This is a genomic window from Alkalicaulis satelles (genome assembly GCF_008630495.1).
GTDB lineage: Bacteria > Pseudomonadota > Alphaproteobacteria > Caulobacterales > Maricaulaceae > Oceanicaulis > Oceanicaulis satelles.
In genome coordinates this window covers 46,459-69,755 of the sequence record NZ_VWOJ01000003.1, presented here as the reverse complement: position 1 = coordinate 69,755, position 23,297 = coordinate 46,459, and the positions used below count along the sequence as shown (strand labels likewise).

Sequence of the window (23,297 nt, the reverse complement as noted above, 5' to 3'; positions counted from 1 at the left end):
TCCTTTTGGCCGATGCACCCCTTGCCTGCATGTCACGGCGCCCATGCGGCGCGGTCAAGGCGGGTCGCTCAGGCGGGCAGGCTGACCCGTGCGCGCAAGCCACCCAATGGCGAGGTTTCCAGGCGCAGCTCACCGCCATGGGCGCGCACCGTGTCGCGCGCGATGGCCAGGCCCAGCCCCACCCCGGTGCGGTTGGCGTTGCGGGCCGGGTCGAGCCGGCTGAACGGGCGGAACGCCTCCTCGCGCTGGCCGGGTTCAATGCCGGGCCCGTCATCATCAATGATCACCTCGATGCGTGATCCTTCCCGCCGGGCGCTCAGCGCCACGTCGCCCGCGTGGGCGGCGGCGTTCTGCACCAGATTGGCCAGCGCCCGCTTCAGGGCGCCTTCGCGGGCGTGGACGCTCAGGCCCTCTTCCAGATCAAGGCGCAGATCCACGCCCTGGCGCGCGGCGTCATCGCCCAGTGTCTCGCACAGCGCGGTCAGATCGACCGCTTCAGGCTCTTCCCCGGCCTGACCGCGTGCGAAGGCGAGATATTCCTCCAGCGCCGCCTCCATCTCGGCGATATCGCGCCGGGCCGCCTCGCGCTCGGGACTGTCGGGCATCAGGGCCAGCTGCAGGCGTAGCCGGGTCAGCGGGGTGCGCAGGTCATGGCTGACCCCGGCCAGAAGCTGGGTGCGCTGCTCCATATGGCGTTTGAGGCGCGCGCGCATGTCCAGGAAAGCGCTTGCGGCCTGGCGCACCTCGCGCGCCCCGGCGGGCTTGAAGCGCTCCATGTCCTGGCCGCGCCCGAACGCCTCGGCGGCCTCGGCCAGATGGCGGATCGGCTTGACCTGATTGCGGATGAACAAGATCGCCACAGTCAGAAGGATCAGCGTGGCGCCGCTCAGCCAGATCACGAAGATATGCCCGGTGGTGGCGAATACCTGATCGCGCGCGGCGATGAAGCGCAAGACCCCGCCCTCGGCTTCCACGCGGATATCCACATAGTTGGGATAGCGGGTGGTGTCGAACCAGAACGCCTCGTTCAGCTTGCTCGACAGCGCCCGGCGCAGCGTGCGGTCCAGCACGCGGAAAAACGCCGTGCGGCGCGTGGTGGGCAGGGCGTCGTCCTTACGGAACTCCACCGACAGGCCCAGCGTGGTGAAGGCGATATCGGCGATCTGGTCAAAGCCCTCGCCATCGGCGCGCTGATGCATTTTCACAATCAGGGCCACATCGCCGGCGATATTCTCCGACAGGCGGGCGGTGGTGGTGCGCCAGTGCTGCTCAAAGAATGCCCAGGTCACCGCGCCCTGCATCAAGGCGACGGGCAGGACGATGATCAGGAGCGAACGCTGGAACAGGCCCTTGGGCAGATAGCGCTTGATGCTCAGCCGCATGGCCGCCTCACCCGCGCGCCGGCGCGAATACCGGCTCGCCCACCAGGCGGTAGCCTTCTCCGCGCACGGTCTGGATCCAGACTGGCGTCTTGGGATCAGCCTCCACCTTGCGGCGCAGCCTAGTGATCTGGACATCGACCGCGCGCTCGCCTGCGCCGGCGGCGGCGCGCTCGGACAGGGCGGTGCGGCTGACGGCTTCTCCCGGCTGGGCGGCCAGCGCCTGCAACAGGGCCGCCTCGCCGCCGGTCAGGCGCACCGCCTCGCCCTTGCAGGTCAGACGCAGCGTGTCGAGTTCAAACAGCCAGTCGCCAAAGCTCACTTTTGACGGCCCGCGCATCCGGGGCAGGGCGCGGCGCAGGATCGCCTGCACGCGCAGCACCAGCTCCTCAGGCTCGAAGGGCTTGGCCAGATAATCGTCGGCGCCCAGCGACAGGCCGCGAATGCGGTCCTCGGGCTCGCCGCGCGCGGTCAGGAGCAGGATCGGCGTGGCGGCGCGCGCGCGCACCTGCCGGGTGACTTCAAACCCGTCCAGGCCCGGCATCATCACGTCCAGAATGATGAGATCGAAGCTGATCTGCTCCATCAGCGCCAGAGCGCGCGTCCCGTCCGGTGCAGGCGATACGCGCAAGCCCCGCTCGCGCAGGAAACGGGCGAGCAGGTCGCGGATGCGGTCGTCATCATCGACGACCAGCACATGATGAGGCTTGGGCTCAGACATGGCGCGCCGGGGTCATGATGCGATCATGCCGCACGGCGCGCCTTGCGCCAATGGCGTCTTCAGCGGGCCGGCGCGGGCCGGCGCGGCTGGGCGGTCTTGGGCTTGGCCGGGCCCAGCGAGCGGAAGGATTCGTTGACGATGGTGGCGACCACCGCGATCACGATGCGCGAGAAGATCGTCAGGAACACCAGAAGGATGGTGGCCTTGCTCAAATAGATCTCGATGAAATTATTGTAGCGCGCGGGCAGGCCCGTGGTGGTCAGGAAACGCTCGGCGTCCGCAGCCCAGCGCAGAAGGACCCGCAAGGTTTCAGGGAACTGGAAGGCCAGCACGCCCAGAAACAGATAGGACATCACAAACGCCAGGAAGAGCGTGATGCTCAGGCGCAGCGAACGCCCGGTCATCTGACCAAACAAACGGCCCATGGACAGACTCCCTCAAGTCTTGGCGGGCCGCGTGGCCCAGTTTCCCTTAAAGATCACCATAGCAGCTTGCGCCGCGCCCGTCTTGATCCAAGCACGCTATTCCACCCGGGTGATGCGCGCCGGGCTGTTGTCACGGGTCCAGGCGTTGGTTTCGTAGCTTTCGCCCACGGACAGCTCATGAAAAGGCTTGCAGATTTCGTACTCGGGTTCGCTGCGGCCGGCGGCGTTGAACACTACGCACAGCGTGCGCCCGTCAAATTGCCAATGGCCGGTGCGCGGCCGGCTGTCCTGATAGACTCCGCCCCGCCGGAACTGGGCGGTGTACCGCCCCTGCCGGGTGTCGATGGCGTAGACGCGCCCCTCCGGTCCGAGCGCAGACTGGGCCTCGGCCTGGCCGGCCGGGACTGCGAAGACAAGTGACGCCGCGGCCGGCGCCGCGAGCAATGCGGCCAATGCCGCTTTCATGAAGTGTTTCATGGCGCAATACCCCCTTCGCCACCCATGTGGCAGACTTGACCATCGCGTCATCAGACGCAAGAGCCGCGCCAATTCCCTCTGGACATGAAAGACCCCGCGCCGGGGGGGCGGCGCGGGGTTTCCCAGTCAGGCGCGGGTCTATTCGATGCGCAGGATGGTCACTTCCGACCCGTCCCTGGACCATTCGGTGGAGATGGTCGATTCGCCGACCTCAAGATCGACCCACCCGCCGCAGCGCGGTTCGGGGTCATCGGCCGGGATCAGGCACAGGACCTCGTCTTCCAGGGTCCAGGCGCCGACCTTGGCGCCTTCATCGGTCTGCTTGGTGTAGCCGCCCTCGGCGTCGAAGAAGAGGGTGTGGCTGGCTTCTGCTCCGGTCACCTCGAATGCCTGCCCGGCGGGTGAAGCATAGGAGGCGGACGCCAGAAACAGGGCTGACGCAGCGCCAAACAGAATGGATTTGGTGGGGGTGTCCATAACATTGCCTCCGGTAAGTTTTCATCCATATTTGCTCTGATATTCAGAGCCCTCCCAGAAACAGTCATCACAGAGCAAGATGAATACTAGCATACAGATGCTAAAGACTTGAGGGCGATTCCGTGACAAATTGGGCGCCATAATATGGCGGCCCTTGTCTTGCGGGCGCACGCAGGCGTCCGGGCATGAAAAAGCCCCGCGCCGGCGGCCGGCGCGGGGCTTCAGCAAGCCTGAAATCAGGCAACCGGCCTATTCGATGCGGGTGATGGAGATCGCCGCGCCGTCCTCGGACCAGTCGGTGGTGACGTCCGACTGGCCGACCTCAAGATCGGTCCAGGGCGCACACCGGTTTTCGCCCGTGTCTGCTGCGGTCAAGCACAGCACGCCTTCCTCGAGGGTCCAGACGCCTGTGGCCGAACCGTCAGCGGTTTCGATCACGTATCCGCCCTCGGCGTCGAACGAAACGGTGTAGGCGGTGTTGGTCTCGGTGACTTCAAAAACCTGACCAGCAGGCGAAGCAAAAGAGGCCGCCGCCAGCAAAAGGGCTGACGCAGCGCCAAACAGAACAGTCTTCATGATAGTTGTCCCACAGCTCCGGCAAGCAGCGCGCTGTCCTCGACAGCGGCTCCGGAGCGGGACGGACATTATCATGTCCGTATGGGCGCGCAATGCAATGCGAGCCCGTCCGCCAAGGCCTTTCTGTGTCAGAAACCGCGCAGCATCACGGCCAGGACCAGCACGGCGCCCAGCCCGATCACAGCGATGGGAAGGGAGAATTTGAACACGCGCTCCTGATCCTTGCGGCGCACGCCCTGACGGGCTTCTGTCTTGGTTTCCTCAATGGTCAATTGCCGACCCTATTTCTGCTTCGGTCACTATTTCACTTAGGGGCGGGGCCTTGTCAGACAACCCTTTGAGCACCGCGCGGCAGGGCTGCGGAAAGCGTGACTTATGGTTAACAAAGCCTTATCCTCCCCCTGAGTTCCGGGTTATCATGCCCGGAATCGAGGGGCTGGGGGCGGCAGGGGACGCACCGGCTCCAAGCCGGGAGGGGAATTGCACCATGTCTGTATCCGCCATCGTCAGGGTGATCGCCGTGGCCGCCGTGTTCGTAGCCGCGCCTGCGATCGCCGACAATGCGCGCTGGTCGCCGTCCACGCCCTTGTGGGGTGGATATTACGCCGCCACGCCGCTGGATGAATGCCGGCGCACGGCCGGGGGCGAGCTGGAGCTGCGCGCCTGCCTGTCGCGCCTGCTTCTGGAGGCCGAGAGCCATTACGACATCGCCTTCAACCGGCTGGACGCCATGGTCAGCGGGCGTGAGGACCAGTTCCGGCGCGCCGGCGAGGCCGAGGCGCTGCGCTTCGCGCGCGAGACCTGGCGCAGCTATCTCGATTTCCAGTGCGATTTCGAAGGCGCGATGCTCGGCCAGACTTTCGCAGAGCGCAATCTGCAGGCCACGTCCTGCCGGGTGGCGTTGCTGCGCTCACAGCGTGCGCGCCTGACCGAGCTTGCGGCGCAGATCGATTCCGGATTCGTCTATCCAGGCACGCCCGGCGCCCCTGGCGCAGGCGACTCGGAGGCTTGCGAAGGTCCGTTCTGCGCGGTGGAGAGCGAGACTTTCCAGCAATGGACCGCGCGCTGCCGGCGTGGTGGCCTGTGCGGCGCCTTTACCACGGCGGGCGGCGCGGACCGGGAGGATCACCGGCTGGAGCTGCGCGCGCGCCCGACCGGTCGCGGCTATGACATCGTGTTCACTTCCACGGCTCACCCGGTGGACGGCGCGCGGGCGATCTCGGTGCGCGTGGACGGACGCAATCCGGTGGTCTTCCGGCCCCAGACCCATTATGCGGCCGACGCCAGCGGCGCTTTTGTCCTGTCGGACGCTGATTCCACCGCGCGCCTGGTGGACGCTATGCGCCGGGGCGGGCGTCTTACGGTTCAGTATGTGGATGCGCGCGGCCAAGACCGTATGGCCACCTTCTCGCTGATGGGCGTGACCCGGTCGCTGGAATGGATCGAAGTGCGCGTCATCCGGCCCCGCTACTGAGCGGGCGTCGGATCATTCTGTACCGGTGCTTGCAAGCCGCTGTCCGGCTCCTTGATGGTGAAAAACAGAGCGTAGATCACCGGTACGGCGATCAGGGTGATGATGCTGGCGAAGGCCAGACCGGAAATAATGGTCATCGCCATGCCCTGGAAGAAGGCGTCGCCCAGAAGCGGCGTCATGCCCAGGATCGTGGTTCCCGCCGCCAGCAGGACCGGTCGCAGGCGGCTCACCGAGCCGTCCACCACCGCGCCCCAGGCGGTTTCGCCCTCACGCCGCCGCCGGTCGATCTCGTCGATCAGCACGATGGCGTTCTTGATCAGCATGCCTGACAGCGACAACAGGCCCAGAAGCGCGGTGAAGGAGAAGGCGATGCCGGTGGCCAGCAGCCCCGCCGTCACCCCGCAGATCGACATGGGCACGATCAGCCACACGATGAGCGGCTGGCGCACGGTCATGAACAACAGGAAGCTGACCGTGAGCATGACGATGAAGCTGATCGGCAAGACGCCGCCCAGCGACTCGTTGGCTTCGCGGTTGGCTTCATACTCGCCGCCCCACTCCACCCGGTAACCGCGCGGCATATCCATGGCGTTCACCACTGCAGAGAAGCGGGTGAACGCCTGGGCGGCGGTCTCGCCGGGCATGGGATTGGCCTGGACTGTCAGGGTGCGCACCTTGTCCCGGCGAATGATCAGCGTGTCTTCAGCTTGCAGCGTGAAGCCTGACACTACCTGGGACATGGGCACATAGGCGTTCTGGGCCGGGCTCCAGATCAGACGGTCGGACAGATTGTCCGGATTGGCGCGCTCGGCCGCCGGAGCGCGGGCTATAATGGGGATGAGGTCGATGCCCTCGCGGTAGACGCCCACCCGCTCCCCGTCCGTGGCCAGGCGCAATGCCTCGCCGATATCGGCCCGGGTCACGCCGACCGTGCGCGCGCGCGCCTCGATGATCTGGGGCGTCAGGGTCAGGGCGCGGTTGCGCCAGTCGATCCTCAGATCACGCACGCCTGCCTCCTCGCGCAGGTGTGTCACGGCGTCCTCGCCCAGCGCGCGCAGCACCTGGGCGTCAGGACCCTTGAAGCGCGCTTCCAGCTGGGCGCCCGAGGGCGGGCCGAACACGATGCGGTCCGAGCGCGCCTCCACGTGGGGATAGGTCTGGGCCAGATGGTCCAGGATGCGCGCCTCCACATCAGGAATGTCTCGAGTGCGCGCGGTCTGGACGATCAGCTGGGCGAAGGCCGCATTGGGCTGCTCGGTATTATAGGTGAGCATGAAGCGCGTGGCGCCGCGCCCGGCGAAGGCGTCAGCCTGGGTGACGCCGGGCTGCTGAGAGGCCCAGCGGGCCATGTCGCGGGCCAGATCACGTGAAGCCAGGATGTCCGTGCCCTGGGACTGGGTTATGGAGACGAAGAACATCGGCGTGTTGGAATTGGGGAAGAAGGCCGATTTGACGAAGCCGAAGCCCCAGATGCTGGCGATGGTCACGGTCACCATGGCCGCGACCGTGATCCAGCGCCGGCGCAGGGCGCCGATGAGCGCGGCGCGATAGCTCTTGTACATCCGCCCGCGATAGGGGTCGGCGTCAGCGCCGCGCTCGGACTTGAACAGGTGATAGGCGATCATCGGCGCCACGGTCAGCGCCAGCACCCAGCTGAGCATCAGCGAGATGGCGATCACCGCGAACAGGGAGAACAGGAACTCGCCGGTGGAATCAGGCGACAGGCCGATGCCGGAAAACGCCATGATCCCGATCACCGTGGCGCCCAGCAGCGGCCATTGCGTATTCGCGGCGGCGTCCTCGGCGGCCTTGAGGCGTTTGACCCCGCGCTGGACGGCCACCTGCATGTTCTCGGTCACCACCAGGGCGTTATCGACCAGCATGCCCATGGCGATGATCAGCGCGCCCAGCGAGATGCGCTGCATGGTGATGCCGAACACCGACATGAAGAACAGCGTGCCCAGAACCGTCAGCAGCAGCACCGAGCCCACGGAAATCCCCGCGCGCCAGCCCATGGTCAGGCACAACACGCCGATCACGATGCCCACAGACAGCGCCAGCGAGATAAGGAAGTTATTGATCGAGCTCGCCACCACCCGGTGCTGCTTGTAGATCGGGACGATCTCGACCCCCAGCGGCAAATCGTCGGCGAGCACGGCCAGGCGCGCCTCCACCGCCCGGCCCACATCCACGATATTGGCGGTCGGAAGACCCGAAACGCCCAGCGTGAAGGCGGCCTGGCCATTGTGATAGACATAGACCTCGGCGCGCTCGACAGGCCCGCGCGTGACCTGGCCCAGATCGGACAGGCGCAGGGTCTGGCCGGAATCGCGCGGCGAGATCAGAAGATTGGAGATGGCGTCCACGCCGCCAATGGCGCCGGGCATGTCGATGCGCGCGCGTGCGTCGCCCGCGCTGACCATGCCCGCATCCACCACCGCATTCTCGCTGGACAGGGTTTCTAGCACCTGATTCACCGGCAGGCCGAGCCGGGCGAGGTTTTCCTGGGGGATCTCGATATAGATGCGCTCTTCGGGCACGCCGTCGGTGGAGATCTTGGACACGCCGGGCGTGACCAGTAATTCGCGGCGCAACAGCTCGGCGATGTCGCGGATTTCCGCATCCGAATAGCCTGGCGCGATGACGGCGTAGAATATGCCGTACACATCGCCGAAATCATCCAGCACCACCGGCGTGCGCGCGCCGGGCGGCAGGCTCGGCGCAGCATCACTCAGACGCTTGCGCAGCTCGTCCCAGATCTGGGGCAGGTCTCCCGAGGCGTAACGGTCGCGTATCTCCACACGGATTTCGCTCATGCCCGGCTGGCTCTTGGAGCGCACGGCGTCCAGCTGGGGCATTTGCTGGATGGCGGTTTCCAGCCGCTCGGTCACCTCGCGCTCGACCTCTTCGGCCGAAGCGCCGGGATAGGCGGTGTAGACCATGGCCTGCTTGATGGTGAAGGCCGGATCTTCCAGCTGGGCCACGGTGTTGATGCCGTAAATGCCGCCCAGCAAGCAAGCCAGGATCACCATCCAGGTGAGCACCGGTTTTTCAATCGACAGGCGCGCCACGGAGATGGCGGCTTTGGGTGGTGCGGCGTCGGCCATGGCGTCCCCCTGGAGGTGCGTCTTTTGTGAGCGTCAGCGTCCGGCGGGCAGGCCGTTGCGTCCTTCCATCGGGCGGATGCGCATGCCGTCATAAAGGGCGCTGACGCCTGAGGTGACGATCTGTTCGCCTGGTTCCAAGCCGTGGCGGATCACCACGCTGTCTCCGCCCACGGGGCCGACCTCCACCTCGCGCTCGCGCACGATTCCTGCGTCGGCATCAAAGATGTACACCCGGAAGCCGCCATCCGGCGCGGCGCTCAGCGCACCGGCAGGTGCGCGCACCAGCGCTGGCTCGGCATTGCCGGTCAGGCTGTCGAGCGAGACCATAACCGTGGCTGTCATGCCGGGCAGGATATTGCCCGGCAGATCGCCCGGCAGGGCGAACATGGCGGTATAGGTGCGCGAGGCCGGCTCGGGCTCGGCGCTCAGTTCACGGAAGGTGAGCGGAAAGGTCTGCCCGGGCAGGAAGGGGAAGCGTGCATGGATGTCGGCAGGCTGGCTCTGATCGACCACAGCGACAATGCTCTCGGGGATCTGGATCGCCACACGCAGCTCGCTCATGTCCTGCAGGCGCGCCACCGGCTGGCCGGCGGCCACGGTGGTGAAATTGTCCACCAGGCGGCGCGAGACCAGGCCCTGGAAAGGCGCATTGACTGTTGCGTAGCGCAGATTCTGGCGCGCGGTTTCCAGCGAGACGCTCTGCAGATCGTGTTCGGTCTGGGCCTGCTCCAGAGCCGCGTCCGAGGCGATGCCGCGCTCATGCAGAATGCGCTGGCGCTCCAGATTCTGGCTGGCCTGCTGGCGCTGCACCTCGGCCTGGCGCACCGCGCGGGCGAAATCGGTGGAATCGAGCTGGGCGATCACCGTGCCTTCGGGCACGATCTGTCCCTCCATGACGGGGAAGGCGGACAGCCGCCCGCCCACCTGGAAGGCGAGGTCCACGCTCAGGCGCGGTTCCACACGGCCCACAAACTCGCGCATGGAGGCGGACTCAGCACCGCGTACTGTTTCCACCCGCGCCAGGCGCGGGGCGGGATCGGTCTCGGCGGGCGGCGCGCTGCAGGCGCTCAAGGCCAGGGCAGGGGCCAGGGCAATCAGGGCGAGAAGGCGGGTCATGTCGGGGAGGGCTCCGAAACCAGCTGGATGAGCCGGGCTTCAACGGCCTCTTGCTCATCGGGAGTGATCAGGCCGAGACCTAGCAACTCGGCAAGGTGCAGGCCGTCAGCGGCCAAAAGGGCGATGCGCGCCATCACCGGATCCGGAGCGCGTGAAATGACGTCTTCGCGGATGCGGGCCATCATGTCGCGCACCGGATCAAGCAGCTCGGGCGATTCCGCCGCTGCCGCGAGCATTGCCATGGCCAGATCGCCATTGACGCTCTTGAAGGTGAGGATGGCGCGGATCACCGCGGCCACCGGATTGGCGCCGCTGGCTTCAGCCTCGGCCAGGGCCGTATCGCAATCGCCTTGAGCCTGCTGGATGAGGCGCATCACCATGCCCTCGATGAGGGCCTGCTTGGACGGGAAGTTATAAAGCACCCCGCCTTTGGAAAAGCCGCTCTCGCGCACCACTGCATCAATGGTCAGGCGTCCCGAGCCTTCACGCGCCACAACACGTTCGGCCGCGTCGAGAATGATCTCGCGCGTGGGGCGTTCGGCGTCGTTAGATAGGCGGATATCGGCCATGGGCGCTCCGGAAGATTGCTGCACTGCATCTATACCGTCTGGACGGTTTTGACAAGTAGACCGTCCAGACGGTTTGTTCAAGATCAGGCGAAAAATTTTCCCGCAAACGCTTGGAGGGCGCCGGATGGGCAAAGCACTTGCCGTGTGACAATTCCTTGAAATCTGCGCTGGCGCAGCAGGAATGGCTTCACCTAACCACGCGGGCGCGCTAACCGGGGTGCGATAGGCGCGCTGCGCCTCAATACAGGGGGCTTCATGCCTGATCTGGGTGCGATCGCGATTTTTGGCGTGCCGCTCTGGGCGCTGGTCGGGTTCATGTTCGCCGCCTACGCAATCGTGGCGAACGACGTGATCCAGACGCTGGGCACTTTCCTGGCGTCCAACTCCAAACGGTCCTGGATGGTGTTGTGGGCGTTCGCCTCCACCATCATCGTGGGCGTCATGGTGTACGGTTATTTCGCCTATTCAGGCGATATCGCCTATGGCCGCCTGAACCGTATTCCGTATCCGGAAACCGGCATTCACTGGTGGCATGTGCTGCCGCCCCTGGCGCTGCTGATCCTGACCCGGTTCGGCATCCCGGTTTCGACCACCTTCCTTGTGCTGACGATCTTCACCCTCACCGGCGGTGCGGCCACCGCCGGCGTTCTGGGAGAAATGCTGCTCAAGAGCCTGAGCGGTTACGCCGTGGCCTTCGTCACGGGCGGCATAATCTTCGTGGTGATCGCGCGCGCATTCGAGAAATGGGTGTCGCGCACCCAGGTGGATGACGACCATTCCCCCTGGTGGACAGTGCCCGGCGTGGCGGCCCTGATCTGCCTTCTGGTCTATCTGCTGGTGGCCGGGCCCTACCTGCCGGACCTGGACAATATCAACTGGATCGGGTCCGGCCTGACTGTGGCCATCGCTGTGCTGATCGCTATCGCCACGGCGCGCATCAACACCTGGTTTGTCCTGCAATGGCTGTCGACCGGCTTCCTGTGGTCGCAATGGCTGATGCAGGACCTGGCCAATATCTTCATCTATCTGCCGCGCGAAACCACCATCATGCCCGATGGCAGCGTGCAGGTGACCTTCTCCATCGGCCTTCTGGTTTTCAGCACGCTGCTCATGGTCGGGCTGCATGCGATCATTTTCGCTGCGCGCGGCGGCGAGATTCAGAAAATCGTCTTGCGCAAGACCAATACGGTGGACGTGCGCTCGGCCACGGTAGTGGACTTCCTCTACGGGATGATCCTGATGTATTTCAAGGAGCTCAACGACATCCCGATGAGCACGACCTATGTCTTCCTGGGCCTGCTGGCGGGCCGGGAGATCGCGATCACCTTCATGGCGCGACTGCAGTCGCGCGCGGCGGCGGCGCGGGACGTGGTGTCCGATATCGGGCGGGCCGCCATCGGCCTTGGCGTGTCGGTCACGCTGGCGCTGATGCTGCCTTTCCTGGCCACCGGCCAGTTTCCGGATATCATGCGGGCGCTCTTTGGCTAGAACACCGGTTTGAACACGCCCACCGCGCCAATTACGATCAAAAGGCCGTAGAGCCCCAGCACCCACAAGCGGGTGCGGTTCATGGCGCGCAGGAGCGGGATTTCCGTTTCGTCACTGGACCCTTGCGTGATCAGGCGCTGCAGGAGCGGGCCCACGGGCCGGTAGCTCACATCAATCATGATGGCGAATACGAAAATCGCCGCGAACAGCCCCGCCTTCAGCGTCAGCCACCCCGGCATCGCCAGCCATCCTGCCGGACCCGCAGCTGTGAGCGCGATGAAGCCGGCGGTGAGGGCGAGCTTCAGCGCGAACTCGATCCGGCGCAATTGTGCGGCCAGCGGCGTCTGGTCATTGAGATAAGCGCCCCAGACCAGGGCCAGCCAGACCAGTCCCGCCGCCCAGCTTGCCGTCACGATCCAGCCCGGCAGGTCGGTCCAGTTCAGGGCGATAAGCGAGAGCGAGACCGGAACCATCAGCGCCCAGGCGCTGCGCGGTCCCATATCATTGAGCACCAGCAGCTTCAGGAACTGCAGGCGGGTTTCCAGCTGGTAGCTGCGCTTGCGAAAATGCTGGCCCAGGATGAACACGCCGATATCGCCGCCCAGCCAGACCGCGAACAGCACGATATGGGCGTACAGCAGGGCGTCATAGAGCCAGCCGGTCTCGATCATGGGGCGCGCCTTTCAAGGATCTGGCGGTGAAGAAATGGCGTGCGCCTGTCAGGCGGCCCGCCTTCATAGGGGCAACCGCAAAGGCTCTAGTGCGGTCGCGAGCGGCCTGCGCATAAATCGCCGTCCTGGCGCCGGGAGAAGGCCGCTGACCACACTTCCAGCTAAGCGCGGAAAAGGGTGGGCGTCAACTTTGTTCGGACAAATTGCGGGCGGTTGGATAGCGCACGGGCTGGCTAACCATGCGTCCTTGCCGGTGTCAGTCGTATTCTGTGCGCCAGCTCACGGCCACGGCGGCGTCGCCATCCCCGCGAATGCGCGACAGGAGAGAGATGGAGCGGGTCAGCGCCCATTCGATGCGGGTTGTCGGCCCGGCGCTGGAGCCTGCGCTTTCCAGCTCAAGATAAACCGAATCCGTGAGATAGCGCCCGCCCGACACCACGGTCTGGCCGCCTGAATCGGTGCGCACTCCGAAGGTGTCGAGCCCGGTGGCCTGGCGCAGCGCGCCCAGCGGATCGAAGGCCGAGCCCCCCGAGAGCGCCGCCAGCGAGGCGGCCAGCTGGGCGTATTCCACGGGGCTGAGATTGGCCGCGCCCTGACCGAACACCAGCCGGCTGGCGATCTCGTCCTCGGGAAGGGCGGGGGTGGAGCTCAGAGAAATGCGCGGCTCGCGCACCGTGCCGCGCACGCGCACGCGGGCGGTGATTTCGCGCGCCTCGCGCGCCACAGCGATATCCAGCAGGGCGTCGCCCGGCTCGCCGTCCAGCGTGATACGCCCTTCCTCCAGTTGGAACAGGCGCCCGAGCATGTCGGCGCGTCCGCGCTCTGCGGTGATCACGCCGCTCAGATGCGGCGCCGCCGTGGTGCCGGTGATATTCAGGTCCATGGACCATTCGGTGTCGAAATTCGGCCCGCGCACGAACAGGCGGGCGGGCGCGCTGACGCGGTAATCGAGATGGATGGGAATGGCCGGTCCGCCATTGCCGCGCTCGCCGCCCGGGGCGTTGATCTGGGTGACGGTGATGGACGGAATGGGCGCACGCGAGGCTTCGGGCGGACGCACTTCGGCGCGGTCGATCACGGTGCGCCCTGTGATCCGCCCTTCGCCGCTGGCGTAGACGAAGCGCACATCGCCTGTGCCGATGGCCTCCAGATCAGGCCGTCCCACCAGGCGGAAGCTGCGCACGGCGGCGCTGACATCGGCGGCCAGCGAGCCGAGCCCGTCCTCGCCCACGCTGACCGAGCCTTCGCCGGTGAGCCGACCTGAGCGGCCATCGGTGGCGGTCAGGCGCTCCAGCACCAGGCTGGACTGGTCAAACACGGCGTAGAGATCAATCGCCTCAACCCGCAGCCCTGCGCGCCCGTCGCTGAACGCGCCTTCCTGCAGGCGGGCATCGCCTTCAAAGCGGGGCTCGGCGTAAGTGCCCGACAGGCGCGCTGTGATATCGGCGCGTCCGCTCAGAGACTGGGCGGAGGCCAGGTGGAAGGCGGCCAGCGCGCTCACCTCCCCGCGCACCAGGCCCTCGCCCGAAAGCGCCGCATCCGGGCGGCTGAGGTCTTCAGGATTGCGAATGGGGCCTGTCATCAGGCTGGCGTTGGCCCGCGCGGTCAGGCCCACGCCCTGGGCGCTGGACACGACGCGCAGCCCGTCCTCATCCAGTGTGACGCGCATGGACCCGTCGAGCGCGTCTTCCGCAGGAGAATCCAGTGGCCGCAGGCCGGCGCCCGATAGCGCCGCCTCGCCCAGCCACACGCCATTGCGGCGGGTAATATCCAGCGATCCATCCAGCGTTCCCGTCACGGGCCGGCGCGCCCGGCGCAGGGAGATCAACCCGGCCGGGATGGAGTCCAGGCGCGCATTAAGCGCGAGATCTTGCCCAAGTTGCGCATCCAGATGCGCCTCGCCCTGGCCCACCCGCAGGGCGATCTCAGCCTGCGGGCTATCGCCTGCACGGATTCTGAGAGGGACAAGGGTGGTGATGGGGAAGGGGCCGTAGCGCCCGGTCAGGTCCAGCGCTGCGCCGGGCTCGCCCGCCAGCGCGACCGTCCCCTGCGCTGCGGCTTCAAACAGCGCGCCATAGGCGCCAGCCGTGTCGAGACTGAGCGCAGCGCGCTCCAGCGGACCCTCAAGGGTCAGGATGAAATGGTCGATATAGGCCAGATCCTCACCGATCAGGTCTTCGGCCGAGGCGCGCAGGGCGATCTCGCCGCCCTCCAGCGCCGCGGTCAGGGTCATGGCGCCGACCCCTGTCACCGGCCGCAAGGTAAGGTCCGCGCCGATGCGCTCCGGCCCGGCGCTGGCCGATCCGTCTACGCGCATCGCCGCCAGCTGACCGGTCAGGGTCTGCAGGGTGAGGGTCTCGCCCTCACGGGCGAAATCTGCGCTCACATCCACCGGGCCGCGCTCGCTGCTCCCGGTCAGGCGCCCAGCGCCGCGCAGGGCCTCCAGCGGCCCCTCCGCTTCCACGCGCAGGCGCGCATCGCTCATGCCCAGCGGCCCGGCGCTGAGCGCCCCTGCCGAGGCGTCCACACGCAGCGCCACGCCTTGTGCGTCATAGGCGGCCTCGAACGCGGTTTCCAGAGCGCCCTCCAGGGTGAGGGCGGCCAGCGGCGACTGGCCTGACCAGGCCAGCGCCCCGTCAAAGCGCCAGCGCTCATCAAGCTGCTCGCCGCGCGCCTCCAGCGCCAGTTGCGGGCCTTGGGCGCTGACCGTGTCGAGATAGATCGCGCCGTCGCTTTCGCGCCGTCCCGAGGCCGTGACGCCGAGCGGTCCGTCGAGCCGGCCGGCCAGATCACCCGACGGCGTGAACTCACTGAGCGCTGCGTCGAAGGCCACCGCGCCGGCGAAATCGCCGCTGGCGTTCAGGGTGAGCGCGCCTTCGCCCTCAATGGCGTCCGCCAGCCGGTTGAAGCGCGCCTGGGAGCTGCGCGCGGAGACGCGCCAGGTCTCGCCGGGAACCGATACGCCGCCCCCGCCTGTGAACACGCCGGTGGGCAGGCGCGCCTCATAGCTATGGACAGACAGCGCGCCGCTTTCACGCACATAGGTGAAATCGGCGGCCAGGCGCGGCTCCGCTCCGATCAGGCGCTCCAGGGCTTCGATCTCATAGGCCGCGCCTGTGATGGCGAGCTCGGTATCGACCCGCGGTGCGTCCAGCCCGCCTGACACCTGCGCCGGCCCGCTCACTGCGCCCAGTGTGATCCCGGCGGGCAGCGCCAGGCCTCTTGCACTGATCTCGCCATCAAAGGCGGGCGTATCGCCTGTCAGGTCAGCCAGGCCGCGCACCCTCAGCCACTGGGCCTCTACCGCGCCGCGTGTGGCGATGCCCGCAATGGCCTCATAGCCCTCCAGCTCGATCTCACCAGTGCGTTCGCCTGTCATCTGGATGCTGGCGCGCAGATGGGGCGCACGCAGTTCGGCGATCAGGCGGGCGGCGTCCAGCGCATTGATCCCGCTGCGCCCCAGAGGGGCGGAGGCGGTCAGGCGGGCCGGTCCGCCGAGCAGTTCCTGCAGCGCCTGGAACCGAGGCCAGACCCCGGGGCGGATATCGCCCGAGGCCTCAGCTGCGCCATCGGCCCAGTCCAGCCGTCCGTCCACGGCCAGAACGCCGCCGATATAGATTTCCGCCTCGCCCGACCCGGCCTCCATGAGGCCGGCGGCGCTGACCACGCCCGTGGCCCCGTCCTCATCGGCCTGCAGCAGGCTGGCGAGCAGTCCGCCGGGCGGCGCGTCGAAGCGCAAATCGGCCTCCAGCGCGTCCTCCACATTGAACTCGGCCAGCAGACGGTCACCCACCGCATCGGTGCGGCGCAGGTCCAGCGCCCCGCGCCAGCGGCCCTCATCATGGCGCATCTGACCGGACAGGGCGTAGACCGCGGGCGGGCCGGCTACATCCTCTGCGATACGGATCGCGCTAATGCCGGCTTCGCCCACACGGATATGCGGCAGGCGTGAGAGATCGGGCGGCGGGCCGGGCTCGCGTTCGGCGCGCACCGGGCGGCGAATAACGCTGACATCGGCGATGCTCACGGCGTTGACGCGCAGCACGTAATTGCGCAGCGACCAGGGTGACCAGTCGACCTCGATATCGCGCGCCTCCAGCCACACGCCCTCTTCGTCGCGAATACGGATGTGCTCGATCTCGAAGCGCGAGAGCACATTGCCCGACACCGCGCCCATTTCCAGCTCGCCAAAGCCCGCCAGATCGCGGCCGTCGGCAAACTCGCGCACCAGTTCGCGCCCGAACGGACCGCTCATCAAAAGCACGGCAGACACGACCGCGATGGCGGCGATGGCGATCAGCGTGGTCAGCGTCACGGCGCCGCCGATGAGCCAGCCGCGCGCCCTGCGCCGGGGAGTGGGAGTTGCGTTCGCCATCAGAAAGCCTGCCCGATGGAGATATATATCTGCACCGGATCGTCGCCGGAGCGCCGGTTCAGCGGCGTGGCGATGTCAAGACGCAACGGGCCGAAGCCGGGATAATAGCGCACGCCCAGACCGGCGCCGAAGCGCATGCCGGAAAAATCCGGGGCGGTGTCATCGCGGGCCGCGCCGCCATCGATGAAGGCGGCGAAGCCAAGGCGTTCAGAACGCCTCCAGCGCGCTTCGAAACTGACCTCGCTCAAGGATCGTCCGCCGAAAATCTCACCCCGTCCGGTCTGGGGGTTGAGGCGTTCTGGTGAAAGGGACTGATAGGCGTAGCCGCGCACCGAGCCGCCGCCACCGGCATAGAAGCGCTCGTCCGGCGGCAGGGCTTCGGGCGATGTGCCCACGATGGAGCCTGCCCGCGCGCGGGCGGCCAGCACTACCGTGTCGCTGACCGGGAAGAAATAGCGCGCCCCGCCTTCCAGCCTGACATAGCGGGTCTCGCGCCCGCCGAAGGACCAGCCGGGCGTAGCGCCCAGATCCAGATAGACGCCGCGTTGCGGGTCGAGCAGGCTGTCGCGTCCGTCCCAAATAGCGCCTGCAGGCAGGGCCAGCGTGGTCGCCGAGCGGGTTCCGGTCACATCAGTGACGCGCGCGGTTTGGGCGCGCACCCCGCCGGTCAGGGTCAACCGTTCGGCGATCAGGCGTGAGACGGTGGCCGATAGACGCAGCACGTCCTGATCAAACGCGTCCGTGCGTTCGGCCAGGAGCTCCGCGCCCAGGGTTAGATCCTGCGCGTAGCGCCGCCAGTGGGGCAGGGTCAGGCGTGTGATGACGCCCTGCCGCAGCTCGGCGGCCTGGACACCGGCGGACAGGGTCTCATCTCCACGGAATACATTGCGCCGGGTCCAGACCGCCTCGGCGCCCGCCCCTTCAGACGTGGACCAGCGCAGCGCGCCCTCTATCCGGTGACGCGGCGTAGGATCAGCACGCACGTCAACGGGCCACAGTCCGTCCTCTTCATCGGGCGCCATGCGCACATCGGCGACGGAGACAGACTGCAAGGCGTGCAGGCGGCGGCTGTATTCATTGAGCTGGGCGCGGCTGGCCGGCTCGCCAATTTCATAGGGCGCAAGACGGGCGATGAAGCCGGGTCTGAGATCGGCCAGACCGCCGGCGAATTGCGGCGGGCCGAAACGCATGAATGGGCCGGTCTCGAAGCGGAAATCCGCACGGGCGCTCTGGGTGGCGTGATCGACAATGATGTCGTGGCTTGCCTCGCGAGCCTCAACAAAGCCCTCTGCGTGCAATCCGGCGATGACGCGCGCGCGCGCTGCGATCACGTCCGAGGCGATGACAGGGGCGCCAGGCTCCAGCGCCAGGTTTTGTGCGGCCGCCTCGGGCGGTTCGGCCTGATCAGGAGGGGTCAGCCAGCTGACCTGGATGGCGTCAAACACGAAGCGCTGTCCGGGACGCACCCGCACCAGGGCGCGTCCGGCATCGTCCACACGCGGGTCGATCACTGCGCCGTAATAGCCTTGGGAATCGAGATATCGCTGGATGATGTCGGCGGCCTCGCGCGCCCTCGCCCGTGCGCGCCAGGGCGCATCAGCCCCGTTCTCGGCGCGCGGACCGGCTTCCCCTACCGCTTCGGCCAGTGCGCGCGCCAGGGCCTGATCGCTCACGCCCTCGATACGCGCCAGCGGTTCAGCGCCCGCCTGACCGGTGGCCAACGCCAGCATCAGGGCCGCCATCAGCCCGGTCAGATATCCTGTTGCGCGAATCGTCACTGGCTGGTCACCGGGCTATGCGCTCCCCTCAGCGGATAGATTTATCACGCGGGCGCGCTAGTGCGACACCCGCCGGGGGCAGCACCTGCAAAATCCGGGATGGAGCGCATAAATTCGCTGGCCAGCTGAACGCCGCACCTTACATTGCTGGGACGCATCGCGCGGCGCCGCAGCGGCCCGCACTCATGAGGGGACGCATATCATGTCCGCAGGCCAGGCGCCTCAAAGCGGAAGCGGCCAAAGCCTGATCGGCTGGCTGCAGATCGGCGCTGTCGGCGCGTTAGTGCTGGCGGCGCTTATTACAACCTTTGTTCTCATGGACTCGGGCGATACAGGCGCGCCCGCGACCGAGGCGCGCACGGCCGTGCCGGTGCGCGTGATCACGCCCGAACGCGCCAGCCACACGGTCAATGTGAGCCTGACCGGCACGGTGACCGCTAGCGCTTTCATCGATCTGGCGCCCCAGGTGGGCGGGCAGGTGACGTCCGTTTCCCCGGCTGTGCGCGCAGGCGGATCCTTCAGCGCCGATGAAGTTTTGTTCGAGATCGACCGGCGCGATTTCGAGATCGCCGAGACCCGCGCGCGCGCCGCCGTGGCTGAAGCGCGCAGCGCGCTCAATCAGCTTGAAGCCGAGGCTGACATCGCCCGGCGCGAGTGGGAGCGCACTTTTCCTGACCGGGAGATCACGCCGCTGGCCGCGCGCGAGCCCCAGCTGGAGGCCGCCCGCGCCCGGCTTCTGGCCGGCGAGGCGGAGTTGGCCCAGGCCCGTCTCAATCTGGAGCGCACGCGGGTGCGATACGCCTTTGACGGCGCGGTCACGGAAAGCCGCATTGAGGCGGGACTTCTGGTGTCTTCGGGCCAGTCCTACGGCCAGGTTTTTGCGCTGGACCGCGTGGAGCTGGTGGCGCCTGCCGCCGCCTCCGAGATCGTCCGCCTGGACGGGGCTGTGGGCCGCGCAGCGCGCATCCGCATTGAAGGCGCTGAAGATGATCTGTCCGGACAGGTGGCGCGCGCCGGAGCCCGGCTCGATCCGCGCACGCGCTTCATCGACCTGTTCATAACGCTTGATGAGGCGCCCCAGGATTTGCGCCCGGGCCTGTTCGCTAACATCGTGGTGGAAGGCCCGGCGCTGGAGGATGTCATGCGCCTGCCCGCCTCGGCGGTGACCGGGCTGGACACCATCTACAGGGTGCGCGATGGCGTGATCGAACGCGCCAGCATCACAGTCCGGGGCCGTGAACGCGGCGGCGTGCTGGCCGAACCGTTTGATCCGGGCGAGGGGGTGATCGTTTCGCCAGTTCCCGACATCATGGTGGGACGGCGCGCTGACATCCTGTCGGAGAATGGCGGGCGGCCATGAGTGATTCGCCCGCCACTCCGCGCTCCCTGACCGAGGATTGGCCTGGCAAGGCGCTCACCGCCTGGTTCGTGCGCAATCCTGTGGCGGCCAATCTTTTGATGGTGCTGTTCCTGGTGGGCGGCGCGCTGAGCGCGGCCACCTTGCCCACCGAAGTGTTTCCCAGCCTGTCGCCGCGCTCGGTCCAGATCGCCGTGATTTATCCTGGCGCCACGCCCGGCGAGGTGGAGGAAAGCGTCACCCGGCGGGTGGAGGAAGCGGTGCGCGGGCTGGACGGGGTGGACCGGGTGCGTTCGGTGGCCTCGGAGGGGCGCGGCACGGTCACGGTGATCCTGCGTGATTTCGCCGACGCCCAGGTGGTGCGCACCGATGTGGAGACCGCCGTCAACGGCATTTCCAACTTCCCGCCCCAGAACGCCGAACAGCCCCAGATTCGCGTGCCCCTGCCCACCACCACCGTGCTCACCCTGGCTTTGACAGGCCCGGTCAGCGAGGCCGAGCTGCGCCGCGCAGGCGAGCAGGCGGAGAACGAATTGCTGGCGCTGGAGGGCATTTCCACCGCGCTATTGCGGGGCGTTCGCGAATACGAGATCGCGATCTCGGTCAGCGAGCAGGCCCTGCGCCGTTTTGATCTGAGCTTTTCTGAAGTCGCCGATGCGGTCAGGGCCGGGTCCGTGGATCTGTCAGGCGGAGAGATCCGCACGGCGGGCGGCGATATTCTCCTGCGCACCGATGCGCGCCGGATCACCGGCGAGGCGTTTGAAAGCATCATCGTGCGCTCAGACCCGTCTGGCGCGCGGGTGCGTCTGAGCGATGTAGCGTCCATCACGGACGGTTTCCGCGAAGACCCGCTGATCTCGCTCTATCAGGGCCGGCCGGCGGTGTTTCTCGACGTGCTCAACCGGCCGGGCGAGGACCTTCTGACCGTGCGCCGCCAGGTGGACGCCTGGCAGGAGGAGGCCATCCTGCCTGCGGGTGTGGATGTATCGCTGGTGATTGATCAGAGCGTCATCTTTGCTGACCGCATCGCGCTGATCACCCGCAACGCCATTCTGGGTTTCACCCTGGTGTTCGTGTTCCTGGTGCTGATGCTCGATCTGCGCCTGGCCTTCTGGGTGGCGCTGAGCGTTCCGATTTCCTTCCTGGGCGGGTTCGCTGTGTTCGGGGCGGCGGGCGTGAGCATGAATTTCATCACCACGTTCGGCCTGATCATCGTGCTCGGCATTGTGGTGGATGCGGCCATTGTGGTGGGTGAGAACACCGACCGCGAACGCGCCAAGGGGCGAACGGGGCGCGATGCGGCCATCGCCGGGGTGACCGGCGTCGCTGCGCCGGTGCTGGTGGGAGTGCTGACCACCATCGCCGCCTTCGGCCCGCTGATCTTCACCGGCGGCACGTTCGGCGAGATCACCCGGCCCATTCCAATCGTTGTGGTGTCCATCCTGGCGGTGTCGCTGGTGGCGGCCTTCCTGATCCTGCCCTCCCAGCTGTCGTCGGGATCGGACTGGTCGCGCGGGCCTCTGGCGCGTCTTCAGGGCGCGGTGCAAGGCGCCGTGCAGGGATTTTCCGACGGCGCGGTGCGGCGCTGGGCGCTGTTCGCGGCGCGCGCCCGCTTGCTGGTCAGCGCGGGCGGGATCGTGATCCTGATCGCCATTATGGCGATCCCGGCGACGGGATTGGTGCGCTTTGTGTTTTTCCCGGCCATCGAGGCTGAACTGATCAGCGCCGATCTGCGCCTGCCCGAGGGCGCGCCGTTCGGGGATACGCGCGCGGCGGCCGAGGCGATGATCCGGGCCGCCGAGGAGATCCAGGCCGAATATGCGGCCCGCGGCGAGCCGGTCATCCGCACCATCACCGCCACCATTGGCGGGCGGACCAGCCAGTTCGGCGGGCCGGGCTCGTCGGTGAGCACCACGGTGGCGGGCAATCTGGCCCAGGTGGAGCTGGTCTTGGAGCCGGCGGCGCGCCGGTCGATCCGCTCCAGCCGCATTGAATCGCTCTGGCGCGAGCGTTTCGGCCCGCTTCCGGGTGTGGAGCGGCTGACCATCATCTCCACCGCCGGGCCGCAGGATCCGGACATAGCCTATGAAATGACCCACCCTGATGATGAGACGCTGGAACGCGCCGTGCTCGATCTGGCCGCCTTCATCGGCGATATCGAGGGCGCGCGCGACATCAATAACGGCTTTGATCTGGGCAAGCGCCAGCTCAATTTCGCCCTGACCCCGGCGGGCGAGGCGGCGGGCCTGACCCCGGCGGACATCGCCCGGCAAGTGCGCCAGGCCTTTTTCGGCGAGGAAGTGCAGCGCATCCAGCGCGGCCGGGACGAGGTGCGCGTGTTCGTGCGCTATCCCGAGGCCGAGCGGCGCGATCTGACCGATCTGGACGCCCTACGCCTGCGCACGCGTGAGGGCCGGGGCCTGCCGCTCAGCGCGGCGGCGGCGGTGACGGAGACCCGCAGCTATACCCGCATCGAGCGTATTGACGGGCGGCGCATCATCGAGGTCACCGCCAATGTGGATACGGATGTGATCACGCCGGGATCGGCGCGCGAGCAGGTGGAGGATTTCCTGCCCGAACTGATCGAGCGCTATCCGGGCCTGACCTGGGAGCTGGCCGGCGCCGGGCGCGAACAGGCCCAGGACTTCGCCAGCCTTCTGATCGGGCTCTTGTTTGCGGTGATCATCATGTATGCGCTGCTGGCCACCCAGCTGCGCAGCTATATCCAGCCGCTGATCATCCTGATCGCCATCCCGTTTGGCGTCGCCGGGGCGATACTGGGGCATCTTATGCTGGGCTTTGACCTCTCCTTCCCGTCCATTTTCGGGATGGTGGCCCTGTCGGGCGTGGTGGTGAACGCCTCCATCGTGCTGATCGACCGCTACAACAAGACGGTGGAGTCCGGTGTGGAGCCGCGCGAGGCCATCGCCGAGGCCTGCGCGCGCCGCTTCCGTCCGGTGGTGATCACCACGCTGACCACCGCGCTCGGCCTGTTGCCGATCATGAGCGAGCAGAGCCCCCAGGCCCAGTTCCTGGTGCCCATGGTGGTAAGCCTTGGCGTGGGGCTGATGTTCGCCTCGGTGGCCATCCTCATGCTGCTGCCGGCGTTTGTGATGGTGATCGAGGATGTGCGCGACAATGCGCTGGCCCAGTGGGGGATGGGTGCGTTTGGCGTGTTTCTGATCGGGTTGATGGCTGCAGGACCATGGGCGGGCCTGGCCGGCGCGCTTCTGGTGGCCGGGATCTATGGTCTGCGCCGGGCCATGAGCCCGTCTGAGCCAGCCTCAGGCTGACGCTTTTCGTTTAC

17 protein-coding genes are annotated in these 23,297 nt (G+C 67.0%); 4 read left to right on the top strand and 13 right to left on the bottom strand.

Annotation, left to right across the window (positions count from 1 at the left end; genetic code table 11):
* Positions 1 to 68: 68 nt before the first annotated feature.
* From F1654_RS10265 to F1654_RS13920, 7 genes are all read right to left on the bottom strand, one after another.
* Positions 69 to 1,382 (bottom strand): ATP-binding protein, encoded by a 1,314-nt coding sequence (locus F1654_RS10265; protein ID WP_150023465.1) that lies wholly within the window; start codon positions 1,380 to 1,382, stop codon positions 69 to 71.
* A 7-nt stretch (positions 1,383 to 1,389) separates the two neighbouring features.
* Complete coding sequence (locus tag F1654_RS10260) at positions 1,390 to 2,100, bottom strand: response regulator transcription factor (protein ID WP_150023464.1); 711 nt, start codon at positions 2,098 to 2,100, stop codon at positions 1,390 to 1,392.
* Positions 2,101 to 2,159: 59 nt separating this feature from the next.
* Positions 2,160 to 2,525, bottom strand: coding sequence for a hypothetical protein (locus tag F1654_RS10255; protein WP_150023463.1), 366 nt, complete (start codon positions 2,523 to 2,525; stop codon positions 2,160 to 2,162).
* Positions 2,526 to 2,621: 96 nt separating this feature from the next.
* The gene (locus tag F1654_RS10250) at positions 2,622 to 3,002 is read right to left on the bottom strand and encodes a hypothetical protein (RefSeq protein WP_150023462.1); all 381 of its coding nucleotides are present in this window, start codon (positions 3,000 to 3,002) and stop codon (positions 2,622 to 2,624) included.
* A gap of 138 nt (positions 3,003 to 3,140) precedes the next feature.
* Positions 3,141 to 3,479, bottom strand: a complete 339-nt coding sequence (locus F1654_RS10245; RefSeq protein ID WP_150023461.1) for a hypothetical protein — start codon at positions 3,477 to 3,479, stop codon at positions 3,141 to 3,143.
* A gap of 249 nt (positions 3,480 to 3,728) precedes the next feature.
* Positions 3,729 to 4,055 carry a hypothetical protein gene (locus tag F1654_RS10240; RefSeq protein WP_150023460.1) on the bottom strand — a complete coding sequence of 109 codons (327 nt, stop codon included), beginning with the start codon at positions 4,053 to 4,055 and terminating at the stop codon, positions 3,729 to 3,731.
* A gap of 128 nt (positions 4,056 to 4,183) precedes the next feature.
* Positions 4,184 to 4,327 carry a hypothetical protein gene (locus F1654_RS13920; RefSeq protein WP_199200537.1) on the bottom strand — a complete coding sequence of 48 codons (144 nt, stop codon included), beginning with the start codon at positions 4,325 to 4,327 and terminating at the stop codon, positions 4,184 to 4,186.
* A gap of 215 nt (positions 4,328 to 4,542) precedes the next feature.
* On the opposite strand from F1654_RS13920, the gene F1654_RS10235 reads away from it, so the two are divergent.
* Positions 4,543 to 5,529, top strand: a complete 987-nt coding sequence (locus F1654_RS10235) for a lysozyme inhibitor LprI family protein (RefSeq protein ID WP_150023459.1) — start codon at positions 4,543 to 4,545, stop codon at positions 5,527 to 5,529.
* Here the strand turns inward: F1654_RS10235 and F1654_RS10230 are convergent.
* The 3 genes from F1654_RS10230 to F1654_RS10220 are packed head-to-tail and all read right to left on the bottom strand — an operon-like array spanning position 5,523 to position 10,321.
* Positions 5,523 to 8,636, bottom strand: coding sequence for an efflux RND transporter permease subunit (locus F1654_RS10230; RefSeq protein WP_199200536.1), 3,114 nt, complete (start codon positions 8,634 to 8,636; stop codon positions 5,523 to 5,525). The genes F1654_RS10235 and F1654_RS10230 overlap by 7 nt on opposite strands.
* A gap of 33 nt (positions 8,637 to 8,669) precedes the next feature.
* The gene (locus F1654_RS10225) at positions 8,670 to 9,752 is read right to left on the bottom strand and encodes an efflux RND transporter periplasmic adaptor subunit (RefSeq protein WP_150023458.1); all 1,083 of its coding nucleotides are present in this window, start codon (positions 9,750 to 9,752) and stop codon (positions 8,670 to 8,672) included.
* Complete coding sequence (locus F1654_RS10220; protein WP_150023457.1) at positions 9,749 to 10,321, bottom strand: TetR/AcrR family transcriptional regulator; 573 nt, start codon at positions 10,319 to 10,321, stop codon at positions 9,749 to 9,751. Before F1654_RS10220 ends, F1654_RS10225 begins: the two co-directional genes overlap by 4 nt.
* 255 nt (positions 10,322 to 10,576) lie before the next feature.
* On the opposite strand from F1654_RS10220, the gene F1654_RS10215 reads away from it, so the two are divergent.
* Positions 10,577 to 11,809 carry a hypothetical protein gene (locus tag F1654_RS10215; protein WP_199200535.1) on the top strand — a complete coding sequence of 411 codons (1,233 nt, stop codon included), beginning with the start codon at positions 10,577 to 10,579 and terminating at the stop codon, positions 11,807 to 11,809.
* Here the strand turns inward: F1654_RS10215 and F1654_RS10210 are convergent.
* The 3 genes from F1654_RS10210 to F1654_RS10200 form a co-directional block, all read right to left on the bottom strand.
* The gene (locus F1654_RS10210; protein WP_150023456.1) at positions 11,806 to 12,480 is read right to left on the bottom strand and encodes a hypothetical protein; all 675 of its coding nucleotides are present in this window, start codon (positions 12,478 to 12,480) and stop codon (positions 11,806 to 11,808) included. The genes F1654_RS10215 and F1654_RS10210 overlap by 4 nt on opposite strands.
* Positions 12,481 to 12,736: 256 nt before the next feature.
* Positions 12,737 to 16,855, bottom strand: coding sequence for a translocation/assembly module TamB domain-containing protein (locus F1654_RS10205; RefSeq protein WP_150023455.1), 4,119 nt, complete (start codon positions 16,853 to 16,855; stop codon positions 12,737 to 12,739).
* Positions 16,855 to 18,597, bottom strand: coding sequence for an autotransporter assembly complex protein TamA (locus F1654_RS10200; protein ID WP_150023454.1), 1,743 nt, complete (start codon positions 18,595 to 18,597; stop codon positions 16,855 to 16,857). The genes F1654_RS10205 and F1654_RS10200 overlap by 1 nt, the downstream gene beginning before the upstream one ends.
* 238 nt (positions 18,598 to 18,835) lie before the next feature.
* Between F1654_RS10200 and F1654_RS10195 the strand changes: the two genes are divergently transcribed.
* Both F1654_RS10195 and F1654_RS10190 read left to right on the top strand, forming a co-directional pair.
* Positions 18,836 to 19,993 (top strand): efflux RND transporter periplasmic adaptor subunit, encoded by a 1,158-nt coding sequence (locus F1654_RS10195; protein WP_150023453.1) that lies wholly within the window; start codon positions 18,836 to 18,838, stop codon positions 19,991 to 19,993.
* A complete protein-coding gene (locus tag F1654_RS10190; protein WP_150023452.1) occupies positions 19,990 to 23,283 on the top strand; it encodes an efflux RND transporter permease subunit in 3,294 nt (1,097 codons plus the stop codon). The genes F1654_RS10195 and F1654_RS10190 overlap by 4 nt, the downstream gene beginning before the upstream one ends.
* The last annotated feature ends 14 nt before the right edge of the window (positions 23,284 to 23,297 follow it).

Excerpts from the sequence above, each read along its gene's own strand:
- F1654_RS10265 (WP_150023465.1), bottom strand. The coding sequence starts at position 1,382 with ATGCGGCTGAGCATCAAGCGCTATCTGCCCAAGGGCCTGTTCCAGCGT.
- F1654_RS10260 (WP_150023464.1), bottom strand. The coding sequence starts at position 2,100 with ATGTCTGAGCCCAAGCCTCATCATGTGCTGGTCGTCGATGATGACGAC.
- F1654_RS10255 (WP_150023463.1), bottom strand. The coding sequence starts at position 2,525 with ATGGGCCGTTTGTTTGGTCAGATGACCGGGCGTTCGCTGCGCCTGAGC.
- F1654_RS10250 (WP_150023462.1), bottom strand. The coding sequence starts at position 3,002 with ATGAAACACTTCATGAAAGCGGCATTGGCCGCATTGCTCGCGGCGCCG.
- F1654_RS10245 (WP_150023461.1), bottom strand. The coding sequence starts at position 3,479 with ATGGACACCCCCACCAAATCCATTCTGTTTGGCGCTGCGTCAGCCCTG.
- F1654_RS10240 (WP_150023460.1), bottom strand. The coding sequence starts at position 4,055 with ATGAAGACTGTTCTGTTTGGCGCTGCGTCAGCCCTTTTGCTGGCGGCG.
- F1654_RS10235 (WP_150023459.1), top strand. The coding sequence starts at position 4,543 with ATGTCTGTATCCGCCATCGTCAGGGTGATCGCCGTGGCCGCCGTGTTC.
- F1654_RS10230 (WP_199200536.1), bottom strand. The coding sequence starts at position 8,636 with ATGGCCGACGCCGCACCACCCAAAGCCGCCATCTCCGTGGCGCGCCTG.
- F1654_RS10225 (WP_150023458.1), bottom strand. The coding sequence starts at position 9,752 with ATGACCCGCCTTCTCGCCCTGATTGCCCTGGCCCCTGCCCTGGCCTTG.
- F1654_RS10220 (WP_150023457.1), bottom strand. The coding sequence starts at position 10,321 with ATGGCCGATATCCGCCTATCTAACGACGCCGAACGCCCCACGCGCGAG.
- F1654_RS10215 (WP_199200535.1), top strand. The coding sequence starts at position 10,577 with ATGCCTGATCTGGGTGCGATCGCGATTTTTGGCGTGCCGCTCTGGGCG.
- F1654_RS10210 (WP_150023456.1), bottom strand. The coding sequence starts at position 12,480 with ATGATCGAGACCGGCTGGCTCTATGACGCCCTGCTGTACGCCCATATC.
- F1654_RS10205 (WP_150023455.1), bottom strand. The coding sequence starts at position 16,855 with ATGGCGAACGCAACTCCCACTCCCCGGCGCAGGGCGCGCGGCTGGCTC.
- F1654_RS10200 (WP_150023454.1), bottom strand. The coding sequence starts at position 18,597 with ATGGCGGCCCTGATGCTGGCGTTGGCCACCGGTCAGGCGGGCGCTGAA.
- F1654_RS10195 (WP_150023453.1), top strand. The coding sequence starts at position 18,836 with ATGTCCGCAGGCCAGGCGCCTCAAAGCGGAAGCGGCCAAAGCCTGATC.
- F1654_RS10190 (WP_150023452.1), top strand. The coding sequence starts at position 19,990 with ATGAGTGATTCGCCCGCCACTCCGCGCTCCCTGACCGAGGATTGGCCT.